The sequence below is a fragment of the Pectobacterium actinidiae genome, assembly GCF_000803315.1.
Lineage (GTDB): Bacteria > Pseudomonadota > Gammaproteobacteria > Enterobacterales > Enterobacteriaceae > Pectobacterium > Pectobacterium actinidiae.
Window position 1 is genome coordinate 4,051,572 of sequence record NZ_JRMH01000001.1, and the last position, 17,102, is coordinate 4,068,673.

General features: G+C 52.5%; 9 protein-coding genes and 1 pseudogene. 2 read left to right on the forward strand and 8 right to left on the reverse strand.

Annotated features, from left to right (window positions below; all coding sequences use genetic code 11):
• The first annotated feature begins 132 nt into the window (after positions 1–132).
• On the forward strand, positions 133–1,587 hold the full coding sequence (locus KKH3_RS17440; protein WP_039361932.1) for a DASS family sodium-coupled anion symporter: 1,455 nt from the start codon (positions 133–135) through the stop codon (positions 1,585–1,587).
• Positions 1,588–1,660: 73 nt separating this feature from the next.
• Here KKH3_RS17440 and foxA read toward each other — a convergent pair whose 3' ends face one another.
• From foxA to metH, 3 genes are all read right to left on the reverse strand, one after another.
• Entirely contained in the window at positions 1,661–3,763 is a 2,103-nt protein-coding gene (gene foxA, locus KKH3_RS17445) for a ferrioxamine B receptor FoxA (protein ID WP_039361934.1), read from the reverse strand.
• A 183-nt stretch (positions 3,764–3,946) separates the two neighbouring features.
• Positions 3,947–4,903 (reverse strand): AraC family transcriptional regulator, encoded by a 957-nt coding sequence (locus tag KKH3_RS17450; protein ID WP_039361937.1) that lies wholly within the window; start codon positions 4,901–4,903, stop codon positions 3,947–3,949.
• 513 nt (positions 4,904–5,416) lie between these two features.
• Positions 5,417–9,100 (reverse strand): methionine synthase, encoded by a 3,684-nt coding sequence (metH, locus tag KKH3_RS17455; RefSeq protein WP_039361940.1) that lies wholly within the window; start codon positions 9,098–9,100, stop codon positions 5,417–5,419.
• Positions 9,101–9,486: 386 nt separating this feature from the next.
• Here metH and iclR point away from each other — a divergent pair, with 386 nt between their 5' ends.
• Entirely contained in the window at positions 9,487–10,317 is an 831-nt protein-coding gene (gene iclR, locus KKH3_RS17460; RefSeq protein WP_039361943.1) for a glyoxylate bypass operon transcriptional repressor IclR, read from the forward strand.
• A 209-nt stretch (positions 10,318–10,526) separates the two neighbouring features.
• On the opposite strand, the gene aceK is transcribed toward iclR, so the two are convergent.
• The 5 genes and pseudogenes from aceK to KKH3_RS17485 form a co-directional block, all read right to left on the reverse strand.
• Positions 10,527–12,302 (reverse strand): bifunctional isocitrate dehydrogenase kinase/phosphatase, encoded by a 1,776-nt coding sequence (aceK, locus tag KKH3_RS17465; protein WP_039361946.1) that lies wholly within the window; start codon positions 12,300–12,302, stop codon positions 10,527–10,529.
• Positions 12,303–12,350: 48 nt separating this feature from the next.
• Positions 12,351–13,660, reverse strand: a pseudogene (aceA, locus tag KKH3_RS17470) (isocitrate lyase).
• A 32-nt stretch (positions 13,661–13,692) separates the two neighbouring features.
• Entirely contained in the window at positions 13,693–15,291 is a 1,599-nt protein-coding gene (aceB, locus tag KKH3_RS17475; protein ID WP_039361948.1) for a malate synthase A, read from the reverse strand.
• A 283-nt stretch (positions 15,292–15,574) separates the two neighbouring features.
• Positions 15,575–16,504 carry a homoserine O-acetyltransferase MetA gene (metA, locus tag KKH3_RS17480; RefSeq protein WP_039361951.1) on the reverse strand — a complete coding sequence of 310 codons (930 nt, stop codon included), beginning with the start codon at positions 16,502–16,504 and terminating at the stop codon, positions 15,575–15,577.
• Between the two features lie 333 nt (positions 16,505–16,837).
• Positions 16,838–17,102: integrase core domain-containing protein (locus tag KKH3_RS17485; RefSeq protein ID WP_039361953.1), on the reverse strand; the 265-nt coding region annotated here is incomplete at its 5' end.

The following is a 17,102-nucleotide window of genomic DNA, read 5'->3' on the forward strand; positions in this document are numbered from 1 at the left end:
ACAGAATCCAAATCAATAAGCCGATAATTTTGCCTCACGCCTTCCCCGGTTAACGCTATGCTCTTTTTATCCCTATAACTCTTATGGGTTATAACCTCGCCCCATTCTACTGACCCAGAGTAAGGAAAATGGATGAAAACGAAAACCTCATATGGACTGAACTGGCTCCCACTGCTCGTCATTCTTGCCATCGCCACCTTTTTTTGGCAAATGGAGCCCCCTACCGGCCTAAGCCCCGCCGCCTGGCACTCTGCCGTCATTTTCGTCGCCACGATCGTGTCTATTGTCGCTAACGTGCTCCCGATTGGGGCTATTGGTATTATTAGCATTACACTCTTTGCACTGACGTATGCCGCGGGGGATACAACGGCCAGCGGCGCAATACAAACTGCACTCAGCGACCTAAACAGCTCGCTGATCTGGCTGATTGTTGTCGCCTTCATGATCGCACGCGGCTTTATCAAAACAGGGCTGGGCCGCCGCATCGCCTTGCAGATGATCCGTATGTTGGGAAAACGCACACTGGGTCTGGCTTACGGTCTGGCTTTTGCCGATCTGGTACTTTCCCCCGCGATGCCAAGCAACACGGCACGCTGCGGTGGGATTATTTATCCGATTGCCGATTCGCTGTCGCGCAGCTTCGACTCCAAACCGGAAGATGCCTCGCGCAGTAAGATTGGTACCTTCCTGATTACCTGTATCGGTAACGTTAACGACGTGACAGCAGCGCTGTTTATGACCGCTTACACCGGCAACCTGCTGGCGGTGAAGCTCGCAGCCAACGCGGGCGTAACCATTACCTGGGGAAGCTGGTTTCTGGCTGCGCTCGTGCCTTGTTTACTCTCTCTGGCGGTTGTCCCGCTGCTTGTCTACTGGCTGACCAAGCCGGAAATTCGTCATACGCCGGATGCACCAAAACTGGCCGTCGCAGAACTGGCAAAAATGGGTAACATGAGCCGTGGTGAATGGCTGATGGCATTCACCGTTGTCCTGCTGCTAGTGCTGTGGATCTTCGGCGATAAATTAGGCGTGGATGCCACAACGGCCTCGTTCGTCGGGCTATCTTTCCTGCTGTTAACCGGCGTACTGAGCTGGGAAGACGTGAAGAGTGAGAAAGGAGCCTGGGATACGCTGATTTGGTTCGCTGCCCTATTAATGATGGCGAATCAGTTGAAAAAGCTCGGCTTCACCAACTGGTTTGGCGATCTCATCGGCAGCAATATCGGTCATTTGATGCAGGGAACCAGTTGGGTATTGGTGCTGCTATTGCTGAATGCGGCCTATTTCTACACCCACTATTTCTTCGCCAGCGGCAACGCGCAGATCGCCGCACTTTTTGCGGTGTTCCTTGGTGTCGGGATCAACCTGAATATTCCAGCGGTGCCAATGGCATTCATGCTAGCGTTTACCAGTAGCCTGTACTGTTCACTGACGCAATATACGCACGCACGGGGTCCCATCCTGTTCGGTGCGGGCTACGTGCCCACCGCCATCTGGTGGCGCACTGGTTTCGTCGTCAGTCTGGTGAATCAGGCGATTTTCATGAGCGCGGGTCTATTGTGGTGGAAAGCGATTGGCCTGTATTAATCGCTAGCGAATACATCACGTGAAAAAGCCGGGTTTCCCCGGCTTTTTCGTTGTATTGCAGCAACACACGCAATCAGAACGAATAAGAGACGCTGCCGACTACGCTGCGCTCGGCACCGAAGTAGCAGAACTCCAGCGAGTTACAGGCCGCCACGTAGCGTTTGTCGGTCAGGTTGTTGACATTAAGCTGCGCACTCAGCCCTTTCAGGCCGACCTTCGAGAGATCGTATCCCACCGCCATATCCACCAGCGTATAAGAAGGCAGCGTGTGGGTATTGGCGCGATCGGAGGTCACACCGTTCACGTAACGCACGCCAGAACCAATCGTCAGGCCGTCCAGCGGACCGCTTTTAACATCATAGCTGGCCCAGGCGCTGGCCTGATTGCGCGGCGCGTACACCGCACGTTTTCCTTGCTCAGCTACGCTGCTTTTCTTATAGCGAATATCCGTATAGGTATAGGCCGCTTGCAGGCGCAGATTATCGGTAAGATGGCTCACGGCCTCTAACTCCACCCCTTCCGACTCGATTTCACCAATCGAACGGTAAGGATCGTTAGGCTGAACTTTGGTCGCCACATTTTTCTGATTAATACGGAATACCGACAGGCTGTACTGATCCTGAGAACCTTCAGGCTGATATTTCATCCCGGCTTCCCACTGCTTGCCTTTCATCGGTTCCAGCACGTTGCCGTTATCATCGGCGAAGCTGGTTGGCGTAAAGGCCGTAGAGTAGCTGACATACGGCGCAAAACCACTATCAAACAAATAGAGCAACGCGGCACGCGAGCTAAAGTTGTTTTTATCCAGCTCACTGTGTGTGCCATTGGTCTGGTTAATGTGGGTCACTTTTACCCGATCGTGGCGACCACCCAGCGTTAAACGCCAGCGTTCCCAACTCATTTGATCCTGCACATAGATGCCTGTCTGTTGCAGCTTGTGCTTTTCCAGTGTGGCGGACATGTCTGTTGGCCCTGCACCGTAAACCGGGTTAAATGCGTCGATTGCCGGGAAGGAACCCGAAGGCCAGTCCATATTGTTATTACGCTGCTGATAGTCAATCCCCACCAGCAGACGGTGGTTCACTGCACCGGTATCCACGTTACCATCAAGCTGATTATCTAACGTGAGCGCCGACAGCGACTCGCGGGAACCGGAGTAGTAGCGAGTCAGCGTATCAGCGCTCGGCTGCGTCCAGCCATAGGCGTACACCTGATCCAAATGTACTTTGGTACGCAGATAACGCACTTTTTGACGCACCGCCCAGCCGCTATCAAAACCATGTTCAAAGTTGTATCCCACCATGTTTTGCTTACGGTCGTATTTCTCATAATTCTCTTCCCCTTCATAGAAGGTGTTCGAGATTTTCCGCCCGTTATGCGCAACCACAGTGCCTTCATACGGTAAACCTGAATGGCTGCCACCCTCGGGATCGCGTTGCAGGTAAGCCATCAATTCCAGACGAGTTTTGTCGGAAATCCGCCACAGTAGGCTAGGCGCAATCGCATAGCGTTCTTCTTTCAGCGGTCCAAATTGGGTATCGGCCTCACGCACCATCCCGCCGAGTCGGAATGCAAAACGTTCGTCATCATCCAGCGGCCCGGTAACGTCAAACGCCGCACCACGCTGCGCATTATTGCCTGCAAACAGTTTGATCTGTCCGCTGCGATCGAACGACGGCTGACGGGAATTCAGCGCCACAATCCCGCCCGGAGAAGAACGCCCGTAGAGTACGGACGCCGGGCCTCTGACCACTTCAATGCTGTCAAGGAACCAGGGATCGATAACCAGTGAGCTATGGGAGTTGGTATCGCCCATCATTTTCAGCCCGTCGAGATAGACGTTATCAAGACTGCCATCGGAAAAGCCGCGCAGTACCATGTAGTCAAAGCGGTTGGACGCGCCGATTTGGTTGTTATACACGCCCGGCGTATAGCCGACCGCCTGACGAACGCTGGTCGCCCCCTGCTCCTGAATCTGGTCACGTGTAATGATAGAAACAGCCTGAGGAGTCTCAATATCGGGCGTTTCCAGCTTGGTTGCACCACGTTGTGTTTGAGACGTCACGACTAGCGTATCGCCCTGAGAAGAAGATGGCGTCTCCTGCGCGAATGCCGACACCGTCAATCCACTGGTGAAACAGCCAACCACCAGCGCCAGCCGCGTTTTTCTGAACATGGGAATCTCCACAGACTTTATTATTGTAAATAAGAATTATTACCGTTTTCTGTCTGGCGGTAGCTATGCGCAGTGACAACTTATGTATGCGTAATGACAAAACGGGAACTCCGCGAGAAAACGCCAGACGAGCGGCACGGCAGAAAAGTCAGGAGTAAAGGGTTCATGGGTTGGAAGGAAACGTTAGCTGACCATACGCGCATCGCTCGGCGCCATACCGTAACGTCGCCGGAAAGCGGTGGCAAAGTTGGTCGCGTGCTGGTAGCCCGACATCCAGGCCGCCTGCTGAACGCTGTATCCCTGTACCAGATAGCGTCGGGCCAGTTCCAGCCGACAATCGCGCAGATAGTCAAAGACCGAATGACCATACGCCTGACGAAATTTGGTACGCAGGCTGCTGGGGCTCATCGCGGCCATCTGCGCCAGTTCATTGAGGGTGTACTCTTTTTCAGGCTGTTGCGCCAGAAGCCGCCGAACGTTCTCCAGTCGCTCCTGTTCGCCACGCGGGGGCAATACGCGCCGTTCTCCCCCACGTTGCCCGAATGACAGACCTTGCCCTAACAACTGTAGCATCACCCCTTCCAGCATCAGCTGGCGCGATAATCCCGGCTCGGTATTTTCCAGTGCGTGCTGCAATCCGGATAATAAATAGCCGGGAACCTGCCATAAAAACGTCGGATTACCGCCCTGTTCCCATTCGTTCAGCAACGAGCCCAACAGCGGATCCAAAGCGAAAGTGGTGGGGAAAATACCCAGCGACACGGTGCGAAGGTGACAGTCCGCAAGATGGCTGGCGTTCATGATTAACGGGTCACCCAATCGGGTGCTGAATGCCATACCTGAGCGCACGACAAACTCCTTGCCGTTCAGGCGCAACGCGACACGACCTTCCAGCACCACCAGTGTATAGAACGGACAGCAGTGCAAAGACGTCGATTCGTAAGGCTGCAACACGCGCACATTAGAATTCGTCAGGCAAATCCCGGAGGACAGCGTCATCTCTTCGACATCACCCTGCACCACGATACGTTTTTCTTTCGTGCGATCGCGGCAAGACGACAGCTGCGGGAAGTGGTAATCAATCCCGTAACGTTCACCGATGTCGAAGAAATCCTCAATGGAAAAGAGTCGTTTGAGCATGAGCGGGAAGATACCCTCATCCTGTTTAACGCCCAGAATCAGGCCAGCGGTTAGTGGAAATGACGTGACGCAGCGACGTATTCGCTACAGAGATCGTTATTCACCTTATCATTGCGTAGCGAGCGCATCAATAAGACTGATAACTATTCTCATTGAAATGCATTCTAAATCCTGAACACCTTAGTTAGCGTAGGGAAGGTTCTTTGGCTGGCATCAGAAATCATGCTGAGGTATCAGTGAACGCCGAGTGAGCGACAGGACGTCGCGAAAGCCAGTGCCGCGTAGGGAACGCGTCACTGGCGGCTCGATAAGCGTTCAATGATTCCGAAGGCACCGCGTAGCGGCAGGATTTCAGCCAATAGCCTGGGTACATAGGGCAAGCGGCGTTTGAGCTGCCCTATGTCGGGCGTGGCGCTAGTGTCACAGAGAAAAATGTGGCTTATCACGCACGAAACGCCCACCCTGCAATACATAATTCAGACAACACTATCAGTAAGTCACTTACTCAATTCCTTAATCCGCATCATAGCCTAGGTTTGGCGCTAACCAGCGCTCAACTTCACTAACGCTCATACCCTTACGTACCGCGTAATCCTCCACCTGATCGTGTTGGATTTGCGCGACGGCGAAGTATTTGCTGTCAGGATGGCTGAAATACCAGCCGGATACCGACGCACCCGGCCACATGGCATAAGATTCGGTGAGCTTCATGCCGGTATGCTTTTCTACATCCAACAACTGCCAGATTTGTGCTTTTTCAGTGTGGTCAGGGCAAGCCGGATAACCTGGCGCAGGACGAATCCCCTGATAATTCTCACGAATCAGCAGCTCATTACTCAAATTCTCATTCGGCGCATAGCCCCAGTACACCTTGCGCACACGCTCATGCAGGTATTCTGCAAAGGCTTCCGCCAGACGGTCAGAAATCGCCTTCACCATGATCTTGTTGTAATCATCGTGCTGCGCTTCCCACAGATCGGCCAACGTATCCTCTTCCAGCCCGCCGGTCACCGCAAACGCCCCAAGATAATCCGGTTTACCACTGGATTTCGGTGCCACAAAATCGGACAGACAGTAGTTCGGGAAGTCGGTTTTTTCCGTCTGTTGACGCAGGTGATGACTCACTGACAGCACCGTTTCGCGCCGCTCATCAGTATAAATCACCACGTCATCACCCACGCGGTTCGCCGGAAAGAGTCCCACCACGCCACGAGGGTTCAGCGCGCCGCGTGCAGACAAGTCGTCCAGCATCGCGTTGGCATCAGCAAACAGGCGCTTGGCCTCTTCACCTACCACCTCATCTTCCAGAATGCGGGGATATTTCCCCGCCAGCGACCAGGTCATAAAGAACGGCGTCCAGTCGATGTAATTACGCAGCGTTTCGATGCTGGCCGTGACTGCCTGCACGCCCAGACGATGCGCAACCGGCGGCGTATAGTTTTCCCAATCCAGATCCGAGGCGTTAGCGCGTGCAGCCTCTAATGTCACGGGCGGCGTTCTCGGTTTTTTACGCGCGTGCTGAATACGCACGGTTTCATACTCTTTACGGGTACGCGCAACGAAGTCGTCATACTGCGCACTGGACAGCAGAGCCGACACCACGCCAACAGAGCGTGAGGCATTCTGTACGTAGACCGTCGGGCCGCTATAATTCTGCTCAATCTTCACAGCGGTATGCGCTTTAGACGTCGTCGCGCCGCCAATCAGCAGCGGCAGCGTGAATCCCTGTCGCTCCATCTCTTTCGCCACGTTGACCATTTCATCCAGCGATGGGGTAATCAGCCCGGACAGCCCGATGATATCGACGTTCTCGTCACGCGCGGTCTTCAGGATCTTATCCGTCGGCACCATCACACCCAGATCGATAATTTCGTAGTTGTTACATTGCAGCACCACACCGACAATATTCTTGCCGATATCGTGGACGTCACCTTTTACCGTCGCCAGCAGGATCTTCCCGGCGGACGTACCTTTGGCTTTGCTGGCTTCAATGTAGGGCTGGAGATAAGCGACGGCCTGCTTCATCACGCGAGCGGATTTTACTACCTGCGGCAAAAACATTTTGCCCGCACCAAACAGATCGCCGACCACGTTCATGCCGTCCATCAGCGGGCCTTCGATCACCTCGATCGGCCGCGTCGCCTGCTGGCGCGCTTCTTCGGTATCCAGCTCGATAAATTCAGTAATGCCTTTAACCAGCGAATACTCCAGACGTTTCTTCACATCCCAGCCGCGCCACTCCGCCTGCGTTTTGCTACCTTCATCTTCCGTTTTGCTGCCGCGATATTTTTCCGCCAGATCGAGCATACGCTCGGTGGCATCGCTGCGACGGTTAAGGATCACATCCTCTACCGCATCGCGCAGTTCAACAGGGAGATCGTCATAGATCGCCAACTGGCTGGCGTTCACGATCCCCATATCCATCCCATTGCGGATCGCGTAATACAGGAAGACCGCGTGGATCGCCTCACGGACCAGATCGTTACCACGGAATGAGAAGGACACGTTAGACACGCCACCGGAGATCATTGCATGCGGTAATTGCGCCTTGATGTCCGCACAGGCTTCGATGAAATCCACCGCGTAGTTGTTGTGCTCATCGATCCCCGTCGCCACAGCGAAAATATTCGGATCGAAAATAATGTCTTCCGGTGGAAAGCCGACTTCTTCTGTCAGGATGCGGTACGCCCGGCTACAAATTTCAATTTTGCGCGCACGAGTGTCCGCCTGACCGACTTCATCAAATGCCATCACTACCACGGCTGCGCCATAGCGCCGCACCAGCTTAGCGTGATGGATAAAGGCCTCAACGCCTTCTTTCATGGAGATTGAGTTAACAATTCCTTTGCCCTGAATGCATTTAAGCCCCTTTTCAACCACATCCCATTTTGAGGAGTCGATCATGATCGGCACACGGGCGATATCAGGTTCACCGGCAATCAGATTCAGGAAGCGGATCATCGCCGCTTCCGCATCCAGCATGCCTTCATCCATATTGATATCGATGATCTGCGCACCGCTCTCCACCTGCTGGCGGGCAACATCCAGCGCTTCGTTGTATTTTTCTTCTTTGATCAGACGTTTAAAACGTGCAGAGCCGGTGACGTTCGTCCGCTCCCCAACGTTAACAAACAGCGTGTTGGCATCGATATTCAGCGGTTCCAGGCCGGATAAACGGCAAGCCACTGGGATCTCCGGCAGCTTACGTGGCGGAACGCCTTCCACCACTTTCGCCATCGCGGCAATATGCGCAGGCGTCGATCCACAGCAACCGCCGACGATATTCAGAAAACCGGCTTGCGCCCATTCGCCAATATGTTTCGCCATATCAGCCGGATCCAGATCGTATTCCCCAAAGGCGTTAGGCAGCCCCGCATTCGGGTGCGCACTCACATAGCATTCTGAAATACGCGATAGCTCAGCGACATACTGACGCAGCTCATCCGGCCCCAGCGCACAGTTCAGGCCGAAGGAAAGCGGGCGGGAATGGCGTAAGGAGTTGTAAAACGCTTCTGTTGTCTGGCCGGATAGCGTACGCCCTGACGCATCCGTGATCGTGCCGGAAATCATAACCGGCAGTACGATCCCTAATGCCTCAAATTCACTTTCGACGGCGAAACTTGCCGCTTTAGCATTCAAGGTATCGAAAATGGTTTCGATCATGATCAGATCGACACCGCCTGCGATCAGTGCCCGTGTCGATTCACGATATGCATCCACCAGTTGATCAAAACTCACGTTACGAAACGCAGGATCGTTAACATCGGGGGAGATCGACGCGGTGCGGTTTGTCGGGCCAAGCACACCGGCAACATAGCGCGGCTTATCCGGCGTTAACGCCGTCCATTTGTCCGCGCTGGCACGCGCCAGCTGTGCAGCAACGGTGTTGATTTCCGCCGACAGCGCTTCCATATCATAGTCCGCCATCGCAATGGTGGTGGCGTTGAAAGTGTTGGTTTCGAGGATATCGGCACCGGCTTCCAGATAGGCGTCATGGATTTCGCTAATCACCTGTGGCTTGGTCAGCACCAGCAGATCGTTATTTCCCTTCACATCGCTTGGCCAGTCAGCAAAGCGCTCGCCGCGATAATCTGCTTCCTGTAGGCGATAACCCTGAATCATGGTGCCCATACCACCATCCAGCACCATAATGCGTTGCGCCAACTGACGCCGCAATTCGTCTATCCGATTACTCACGCGAACCCCATTCCCGGCCAATAAATACGATATATAGTGTCTATACCCAAAATAATCCGAGTTGCAGGACAAAACGTTAACGTTTTGAACAACGCGAAGCGTTAGCCCTTTAGGGCGATGCTCAGCAATGAGCATCGTAACGCGGCAATCGCACGAATCCCCAGGAGCTTACATAAGTAAGTGACTGGGGTGAGTAAGGGAAGCCAACGCACATGCAGCTTGGAGTATGACGGGTATATCCTAGCATAAGTAATGAACACACTAACGCCGTGCAGCATGAGACTTTTTCAGTTCATTCGCTGATAAAAAGCACAGAGAAAGAAGAGTTGCATTCTGTGGTAAAAAAACGAAAATCAATTCCATTACTCTAAAAAGGAATCGACGCCATGACGCCACCAGAACCAGCCAAACGCGGGAAGAAACCCAGAGTCAGTACGGGCACCACCGCGCAGCCAACCGGGCAGGTTCAGTCGCTGACCCGTGGCCTGACGCTGCTTGAATATATCGCCAAAGCAAACGGCAGCGTGGCGCTAACCGATCTCGCTCAACAGGCCGGTTTACCGAATTCCACGACCCACCGCCTGCTCACTACCATGCAGCAACAGGGCTTTGTGCGTCAGGTTGGCGATCTAGGGCTGTGGACGATTGCTTCACACGCGTTTATCGTCGGCAGCAGCTTTCTGCAAAGCCGCAACTTGCTGGCGATTGTGCATCCTATCCTACGCAAGCTAATGGAAGATTCGGGCGAGACAGTCAATCTGGCCGTGCTCGATCAGACCGATAGTCAGGCGATCATCATCGATCAGGTACAATGCACGGCGCTGATGCGCATGTCCGCCCCCATCGGCGGTAAATTGCCTATGCACGCTTCGGGTGCCGGGAAAGCGTTTCTGGCACATTTGCCCGATGCGCAGGTTACGCAACTGCTGCACAAAAAAGGACTGCACGGCTATACGCCACACACCTTCAGTTCCCCGCAAACCCTGAAGGAAAATCTCGTGCTGATTCGCAAACAGGGCTATTCGTTCGATGACGAAGAGCACGCGCTGGGGCTACGCTGTATCGCGGCCTGTATTCTGGATGAACATCACGATGCCTTCGCCGCCATTTCCATCTCTGGCCCCGTGTCGCGCATCACGGATGACCGCGTCACAGAACTCGGCGCGCTGGTGATCAAATCCGCTAAACAGGTTATGCAGGAATACAGTGGGTTATAAGCCTTTTAGGCGCATGTTTATGCAGACTGTGGGAAGATTTCGTGCGCAATAATACCGTTATTTTCATGCTACTTCGTAGCACGCGCCCGACACAGGGCGCTCAGTCGCCGCCGCCCTGTGTACCCCAGGCTCTCGGCGAGAAATTATGCCGCTGACGCGGTTCCATCGGTGTTCCTGACCGCTAGTCGAGCCCACCGCTGCATAATTTTTTACGCCGGATAACGGCAAAGGCCAGAATCATTCCCAGTAGTGATATATAGCGGTTCGGTGCGTTGACTAAAACGCTTCCTCCGTCGGTAGGCGTAAACATCCTCAATATGGCCTTCCCTGATACGCTGCTGTAGTGCTCGCCAGTAGTCCGCACAAAACAAATCGCCGTGCATGTCCTCAAACAGTGTACGAATATGCCGGTCGCTGCACAGGAAATGGGGGAACTCTTCGGGAAAGACATCATTTGGCGCGACGCTGTACCACGGCTCTGCGGCCAGTTCGTCCTCTGGGTAACGTGGCGGCGGGATCTTGCGGAAATTCACTTCAGTCATGTAGCAGATCTCATCGTAGTCATAAAATACGACTCGCCCATGACGCGTGACGCCGAAATTCTTGAATAACATGTCGCCGGGGAAAATATTCGCCGCAGCCAGCTGTTTGATAGCGTTACCATACTCTTCAATCACATCGTGCAGTTGCTGTGCGTTTGCCTGTTCCAAATAAAGGTTCAGCGGCGTCATCCTGCGCTCCATGTACAAGTGTCTGATCACCAGTTGGTCGCCCAGATCCTCCAGCTTTTCCGGCACCTCCAGCCACAGTTCATCCAGCAGTTCCGGGCTGATACGATGCTTATCAATGACGAAGTTTTCATATTCCTGCGTATCCGCCATGCGCCCAACGCGATCGTGCTCTTTCACCAGTTGATAGCATGCCATGACCCGCTCCGCGCTCACCTCTTTCTGCGGCGCGAAACGATCTTTGATGACCTTAAATACCCGATCGAACGAAGGCAGAGTAAACACCAGCATCACCATGCCTTTCACGCCGGGAGCGATAATGAACTGCTCTTCTGATGCCGCAATGTAATGCAGATATTCGCGGTAATACTCGGTTTTACTGTGCTTCTGGCAGCCAATGGCAAGATAAAGCTCCGCCGTTGTCTTCCCCGGTAAAATGTCACGCAGCCAGGCCACCAGCGCCGATGGCAGCGGAGCATATACCATGAAGTAAGAGCGGGCGAAACCAAACACTATGCTGGCGTCAGCCTGACTGGTTAAGCAGGTATCAATAAATAACGCACCGCGTTCGTTGTGGTGAATCGGCAATAGGAATGGAAAAACACCGTCAGGGAGCGATAGTTTGCCCACCAGCCAGGCCGCTTTGTTACGATAAAAAAGCTCATTCGCCACCTGTAACGTCGCCTGCGCAAGCTGCTCCGCTGAGAAGGTGCGTTGTAAAGACGCCGCGATATAGCCAATATCACGCGACAAATCTTCCCACGGTAAACGCAGTGGCACATCACTCAGCAGCCTTTCCAGCATGCTCTGCCAGCCGTCAGTGGGTACAAACGTTTTGGCAAGAGGCCGGGGAATCTCATGAAACCGTTGTTCAGGCTGAGAACTGAAAACAAACAGCTTGTCAGGCGCCAGTTCCCGATGGTTAAACAGCCGACAATAGACGGAATTAAAGAAACTTTCAGCGATCTCAAAACGTGGGTAGTCCGGCAGTAAGCCAGTGTAGATATGCTTCACACGAGCCAAAAAATCCGCATCATCACAGCGGATGCCGGTAATACAGCGCAGCTGTTCGACCACCAGACCAACATGGTGATCATATAAATGAATACGCTGTTTCATTGCCTGTTGTACGGCAGACCAATCAGCCTGTTCAAAGCGCTGCTGCGCACCCGCCGTCACTTCGAGAAAACGTCCATATTGCGCATCAAACCCTTGCAGGATCGTCTGCGCCACCAGCTTTTCAAGGTCACGCGTCATCATGATCTCCAGATGAGACCCGGCCAGCCAAACGCTGACCGGGCAGGATCAGAACTGCTGTTCTTCCGTCGATCCCGTCAGTGCCGTCACTGAAGACTCGCCTCCCTGAATAATGTTCGTCACTTTATCAAAGTAGCCAGTGCCAACCTCCTGCTGATGCGATGAGAAGGTATAACCGTCTTTAATCGCTTCAAACTCAGGCTGTTGTACTTTTTCTACGTAGTGCCTCATCCCCTCGCCCTGCGCATAGGCATGCGCCAGGTCAAACATGTTGAACCACATGCTGTGGATGCCAGCCAGCGTAATAAATTGATATTTGTAGCCCATCGCCGACAGCTCATCCTGAAAACGCGCAATCGTGCTGTCATCGAGATTCTTCTTCCAGTTAAAGGAGGGCGAGCAGTTGTACGCCAGCAGCTTACCAGGGAATTTCGCATGGATGGCTTCAGCAAAACGACGCGCCAGCGATAAATCCGGCGTTGACGTTTCGCACCATACCAAATCGGCATAAGGCGCATACGCCAGACCACGGCTGATCGCCTGCTCGATCCCGGCACGCGTACGGTAAAAGCCTTCCACCGTGCGTTCTCCGGTAATGAAATCACGGTCATACTTATCACAGTCGGAAGTCAACAAATCCGCCGCATCCGCATCAGTTCGCGCGACCAGCAAGGTGGGCACGCCCAAAACATCCGCCGCCAGACGCGCAGCAATCAGCTTCTGAACGGCCTCCTGAGTCGGCACCAGCACCTTACCGGCCCATATGCCCGCATTTCTTCGCCGATGCCAGTTGATCCTCAAAGTGAACCGCAGCCGCGCCCGCTTCAATCATCGATTTCATCAGCTCAAACGCATTTAGCACACCACCAAACCCAGCTTCCGCATCCGCCACAATCGGCAGAAAGTAGTCGGTATAACGCTTATCACCCGGCTCAATGCGGTTCGCCCACTGAATCTGATCGGCGCGCCGGAAAGTATTATTGATGCGTTCAATCACCGCAGGTACGGAGTTTGCAGGGTAGAGCGACTGATCGGGATACATGCTGGATGCCAGATTGGCATCTGCCGCCACCTGCCAGCCGGAAAGGTAAATGGCTTCAATACCCGCTTTCGCCTGCTGTAAAGCCTGCCCCCCCCGTCAGCGCGCCCAGACAGTTGACATAGCCTTTGCGGGAATCACCATGCAGCAGATTCCACAGTCTCGCCGCGCCGAGCTGCGCGAGCGTGCACTCCGGGTTCACCGAACCACGTAGATTAATCACATCTTCTGCGCTGTAGGGGCGCGTAATGCCTTCCCAGCGCGCGGTTTTCCACTCTTTTTCGATACACTGGACTTGTTGGGTACGAGAGGTCGTCATAGCAGAGATTCCTTTTTATTATTCAGTCAGGATTAATCAAGCAATGCGTAGCCGGGTAGTGTCAGGAAGTCGATCAGCTCATCTTGCGTGGTAATTTTCTCCATCAGCCGAGCAGCTTCATCAAAGCGTCCTCCGCTGAAACGAGCCTCACCGAGTTCCTCTTGAATCACGAACATCTCTTCGGCCAGCATTTGGCGGAACAGCGCTTTGGTGATCACACGACCATCGTTCAACGTCTTGCCGTGGCGAATCCACTGCCAGATTGAAGTGCGAGAAATTTCTGCCGTCGCCGCATCTTCCATCAGTCCATAAATCGGGACGCAGCCATTACCGGATATCCATGCTTCGATGTACTGCACCGCAACGCGGATATTCGCACGCATCCCCACTTCCGTTCGCTCTCCCGGGCAAGGCTCCAGTAACTCCTCGGCGCGAATGGGCGCATCTTGTTCACGGCTGATATCGAGCTGATTTTTGCGTTCACCTAATGCTCGGTCAAACACCTCCATCACGGCATCAGCTAACCCCGGATGAGCCACCCAGGTACCATCGTGACCATTGTGAGCTTCCAGCTCTTTGTCTTTACGTACCTTATCCAATACCCAGTTATTGCGTTCCGCTTCCTTACTCGGAATGAACGCCGCCATCCCGCCCATAGCGAACGCACCGCGACGGTGACAGGTTTTGATCAACAGCCGTGAGTAAGCGCTAAGAAAGGGTTTTTCCATCGTCACCGACTGACGATCGGGCAGAACGCGATCGCTGTGGTTCTTTAATGTTTTGATATAGCTGAAAATATAATCCCAGCGGCCACAGTTCAGCCCAACAATATGGTCACGTAAGTGATAGAGAATTTCATCCATCTGGAAAACAGCAGGCAGCGTTTCAATCAATACGGTGGCTTTGATCGTCCCGCGCGGCAGATCAAAGCGATCTTCCGTGTAACAAAAGACATCGTTCCACCAGGCCGCTTCCTGCCATGACTGTGTCTTTGGCAGATAGAAATAAGGGCCGCTCCCTTTCTTCAGCAGTTCCTGATAGTTGTGGAAAAAATACAGCGCGAAGTCGAACAGGCTGCCGGGAATCGCTTCCCCCTGCCAGGACACGTGTTTTTCAGGCAAATGCAAACCGCGCACACGACAAATCAATACGGCAGGATTGGGTTTAAGCTGGTAGATTTTTCCAGTTTCATTGATGTAGGAAATCGTACCGCGTACGGCATCACGTAAGTTGATTTGCCCGTCGATCACCTTTTCCCATCCTGGTGACAATGAATCCTCAAAGTCCGCCATGAACACTTTCACATTGGCATTCAATGCGTTGATCACCATCTTGCGTTCGACCGGACCGGTAATTTCAACGCGACGATCCTGAAGGTCATCGGGAATACCGCGTATTGTCCATGCCCCATCACGAATGGAAGCCATTTCTGAAATGAAATCAGGTAGTTTACCCTGATCGATATTACGCTGTTGTACCTGCCGTTCGGCGAGTAATTGATTACGTGCTGGCGTGAAATGTGCAACCACCTCCGTTAAGAAATCAATCGCCTCTTCCGTAAGAATTTGCTTCTCACCTTCGCCAAAACGCTGACTAAATGCCAACTCTCTGTTTATCGTCTGCTGCATCATTCGTGGTTCCTTTTCAGATTCCGCTTCATTTATCAACAACCGCCAGATCGGCAAACCCGTATGTACATTTCTTAGCCGACAGAATTAAGCGTAATACAAGAAAAAACAAAATCAAAAACAATTTCCATTTTTATGGAAAAACAAAAATAACTTCATGATAAAAATGAATATTAAAATCCAAAAAGAAGAGAAATGATTTTCACTAACTAACAGAGGTGAATTGGTTCAGCACAAAAAAGAAAGGCACCGTTGAAGGTGCCTCAGAGAAAAGAATCAGGATTGGTTAGTCCAGCGTAGGGTTCATCCGGCGTAAATCATAAGGCGTAATCTGGTAAACATAGTAGTTCAACCAGTTAACAAAAAGCAGATGACCGTGGCTACGCCAGCTCGCTTTCGGTGCCAGTTCAGGATTATCATCTGGGAAATAGTTAACCGGAACAGCCGGATCGAGTCCAGCGTCACAATCACGGAAAAACTCTCCTGCGAGCGTCAAGACATCATACTCTGGGTGCCCGGTAACAAACGCCAGACGTTTATCTTTACTGGCAAACAGGTAAGCACCAGCTTGCTCCGACTCGACCAGAATATCCAAATCCGTATGCTCCCGAATCACATCAACTGGAAAATCTGCATAGCGTGAATGTGGAGCCAGAAATGTTTCGTCAAAGCCGCGGGTCAGCAAAGCGTGGGGTTGTAACGTGTGATGCGAGTAAACACCCGATAACTTTTCCTTACGGGTCATCTTGGGAATGCCGTAGAGGATATTGAGAGCGGCCTGTACAGCCCAACACACGAATAGTGTGGATGTGACATGCTCTTTTGCCCATTCAATGACACGCGCGATCTGCGGCCAATAGACAACATCACAAAAATCGACCAACCCCAACGGTGCGCCGGTCACAATCAAGCCATCAAAATTTTCGTCCTGAATATCGTCGAAATTGCAGTAGAAGTTATTCAAATGCTCGGTTGGCGTATTCTTTGATTCACGGCTATCAATGCGTAGCAGCTGAATATCGATCTGTAAGGGAGAATTGGATAACAGGCGTAGAAACTGGTTCTCAGTCTCGATCTTTTTTGGCATCAGGTTCAGAACCAGCACTTTAAGTGGGCGAATTTCCTGCGTTTTAGCACGCGAGGACGTCATGACAAAGACGTTCTCATTACGCAGAAAATTAACGGCTGGTAACTCATCAGGAACCCGAATTGGCATAACCTTATATCCTCAAAGCATACGTTTAAACGTTTAGACATCCAGATGCCCAAAGATAGCGAGTTTTCATACTAATGTCGAGCGCTCAACGCATAAGGTGAAAATGTTTCACGAGACACGACGCGCTGAATATCATCAGCACGACTTCTGCTGAATACGTTCAAGCGCGTCAGAATCACTCAGGGGAACAGCGCTAGAAATAACAATGAGCCTGGATTTACGACAATTCATGATCGTGATCTCCTGAAGTATCCGTTCCTCTACGGGAGAAAGCCCTCCTTCATTCATTTCCAGAGCGTGAATCAGCAGAGTCGTACTGTAAGTAGACCGCTTTTAGTTCCACACACTTTTTGAGATTTCCGGTTCCTCGGCCATCAGCCGGTATTCTTCCGGCGTCAGGTTATTCAGGGATTCATGAGGCCGTTCGCTGTTGTATTCCGTCAGCCAGCGCTCTGTGATTTCCCTCGCTTCATTCAGTGTTCTGAACAGGTAAAAATCCAGTATTTCTGTCCGGTACGTTCGGTTAAAACGTTCGATAAAGGCATTCTGCGTGGGTTTTCCCGGTTTAATAAATTCCAGCACCACGCCATGCTCTTCA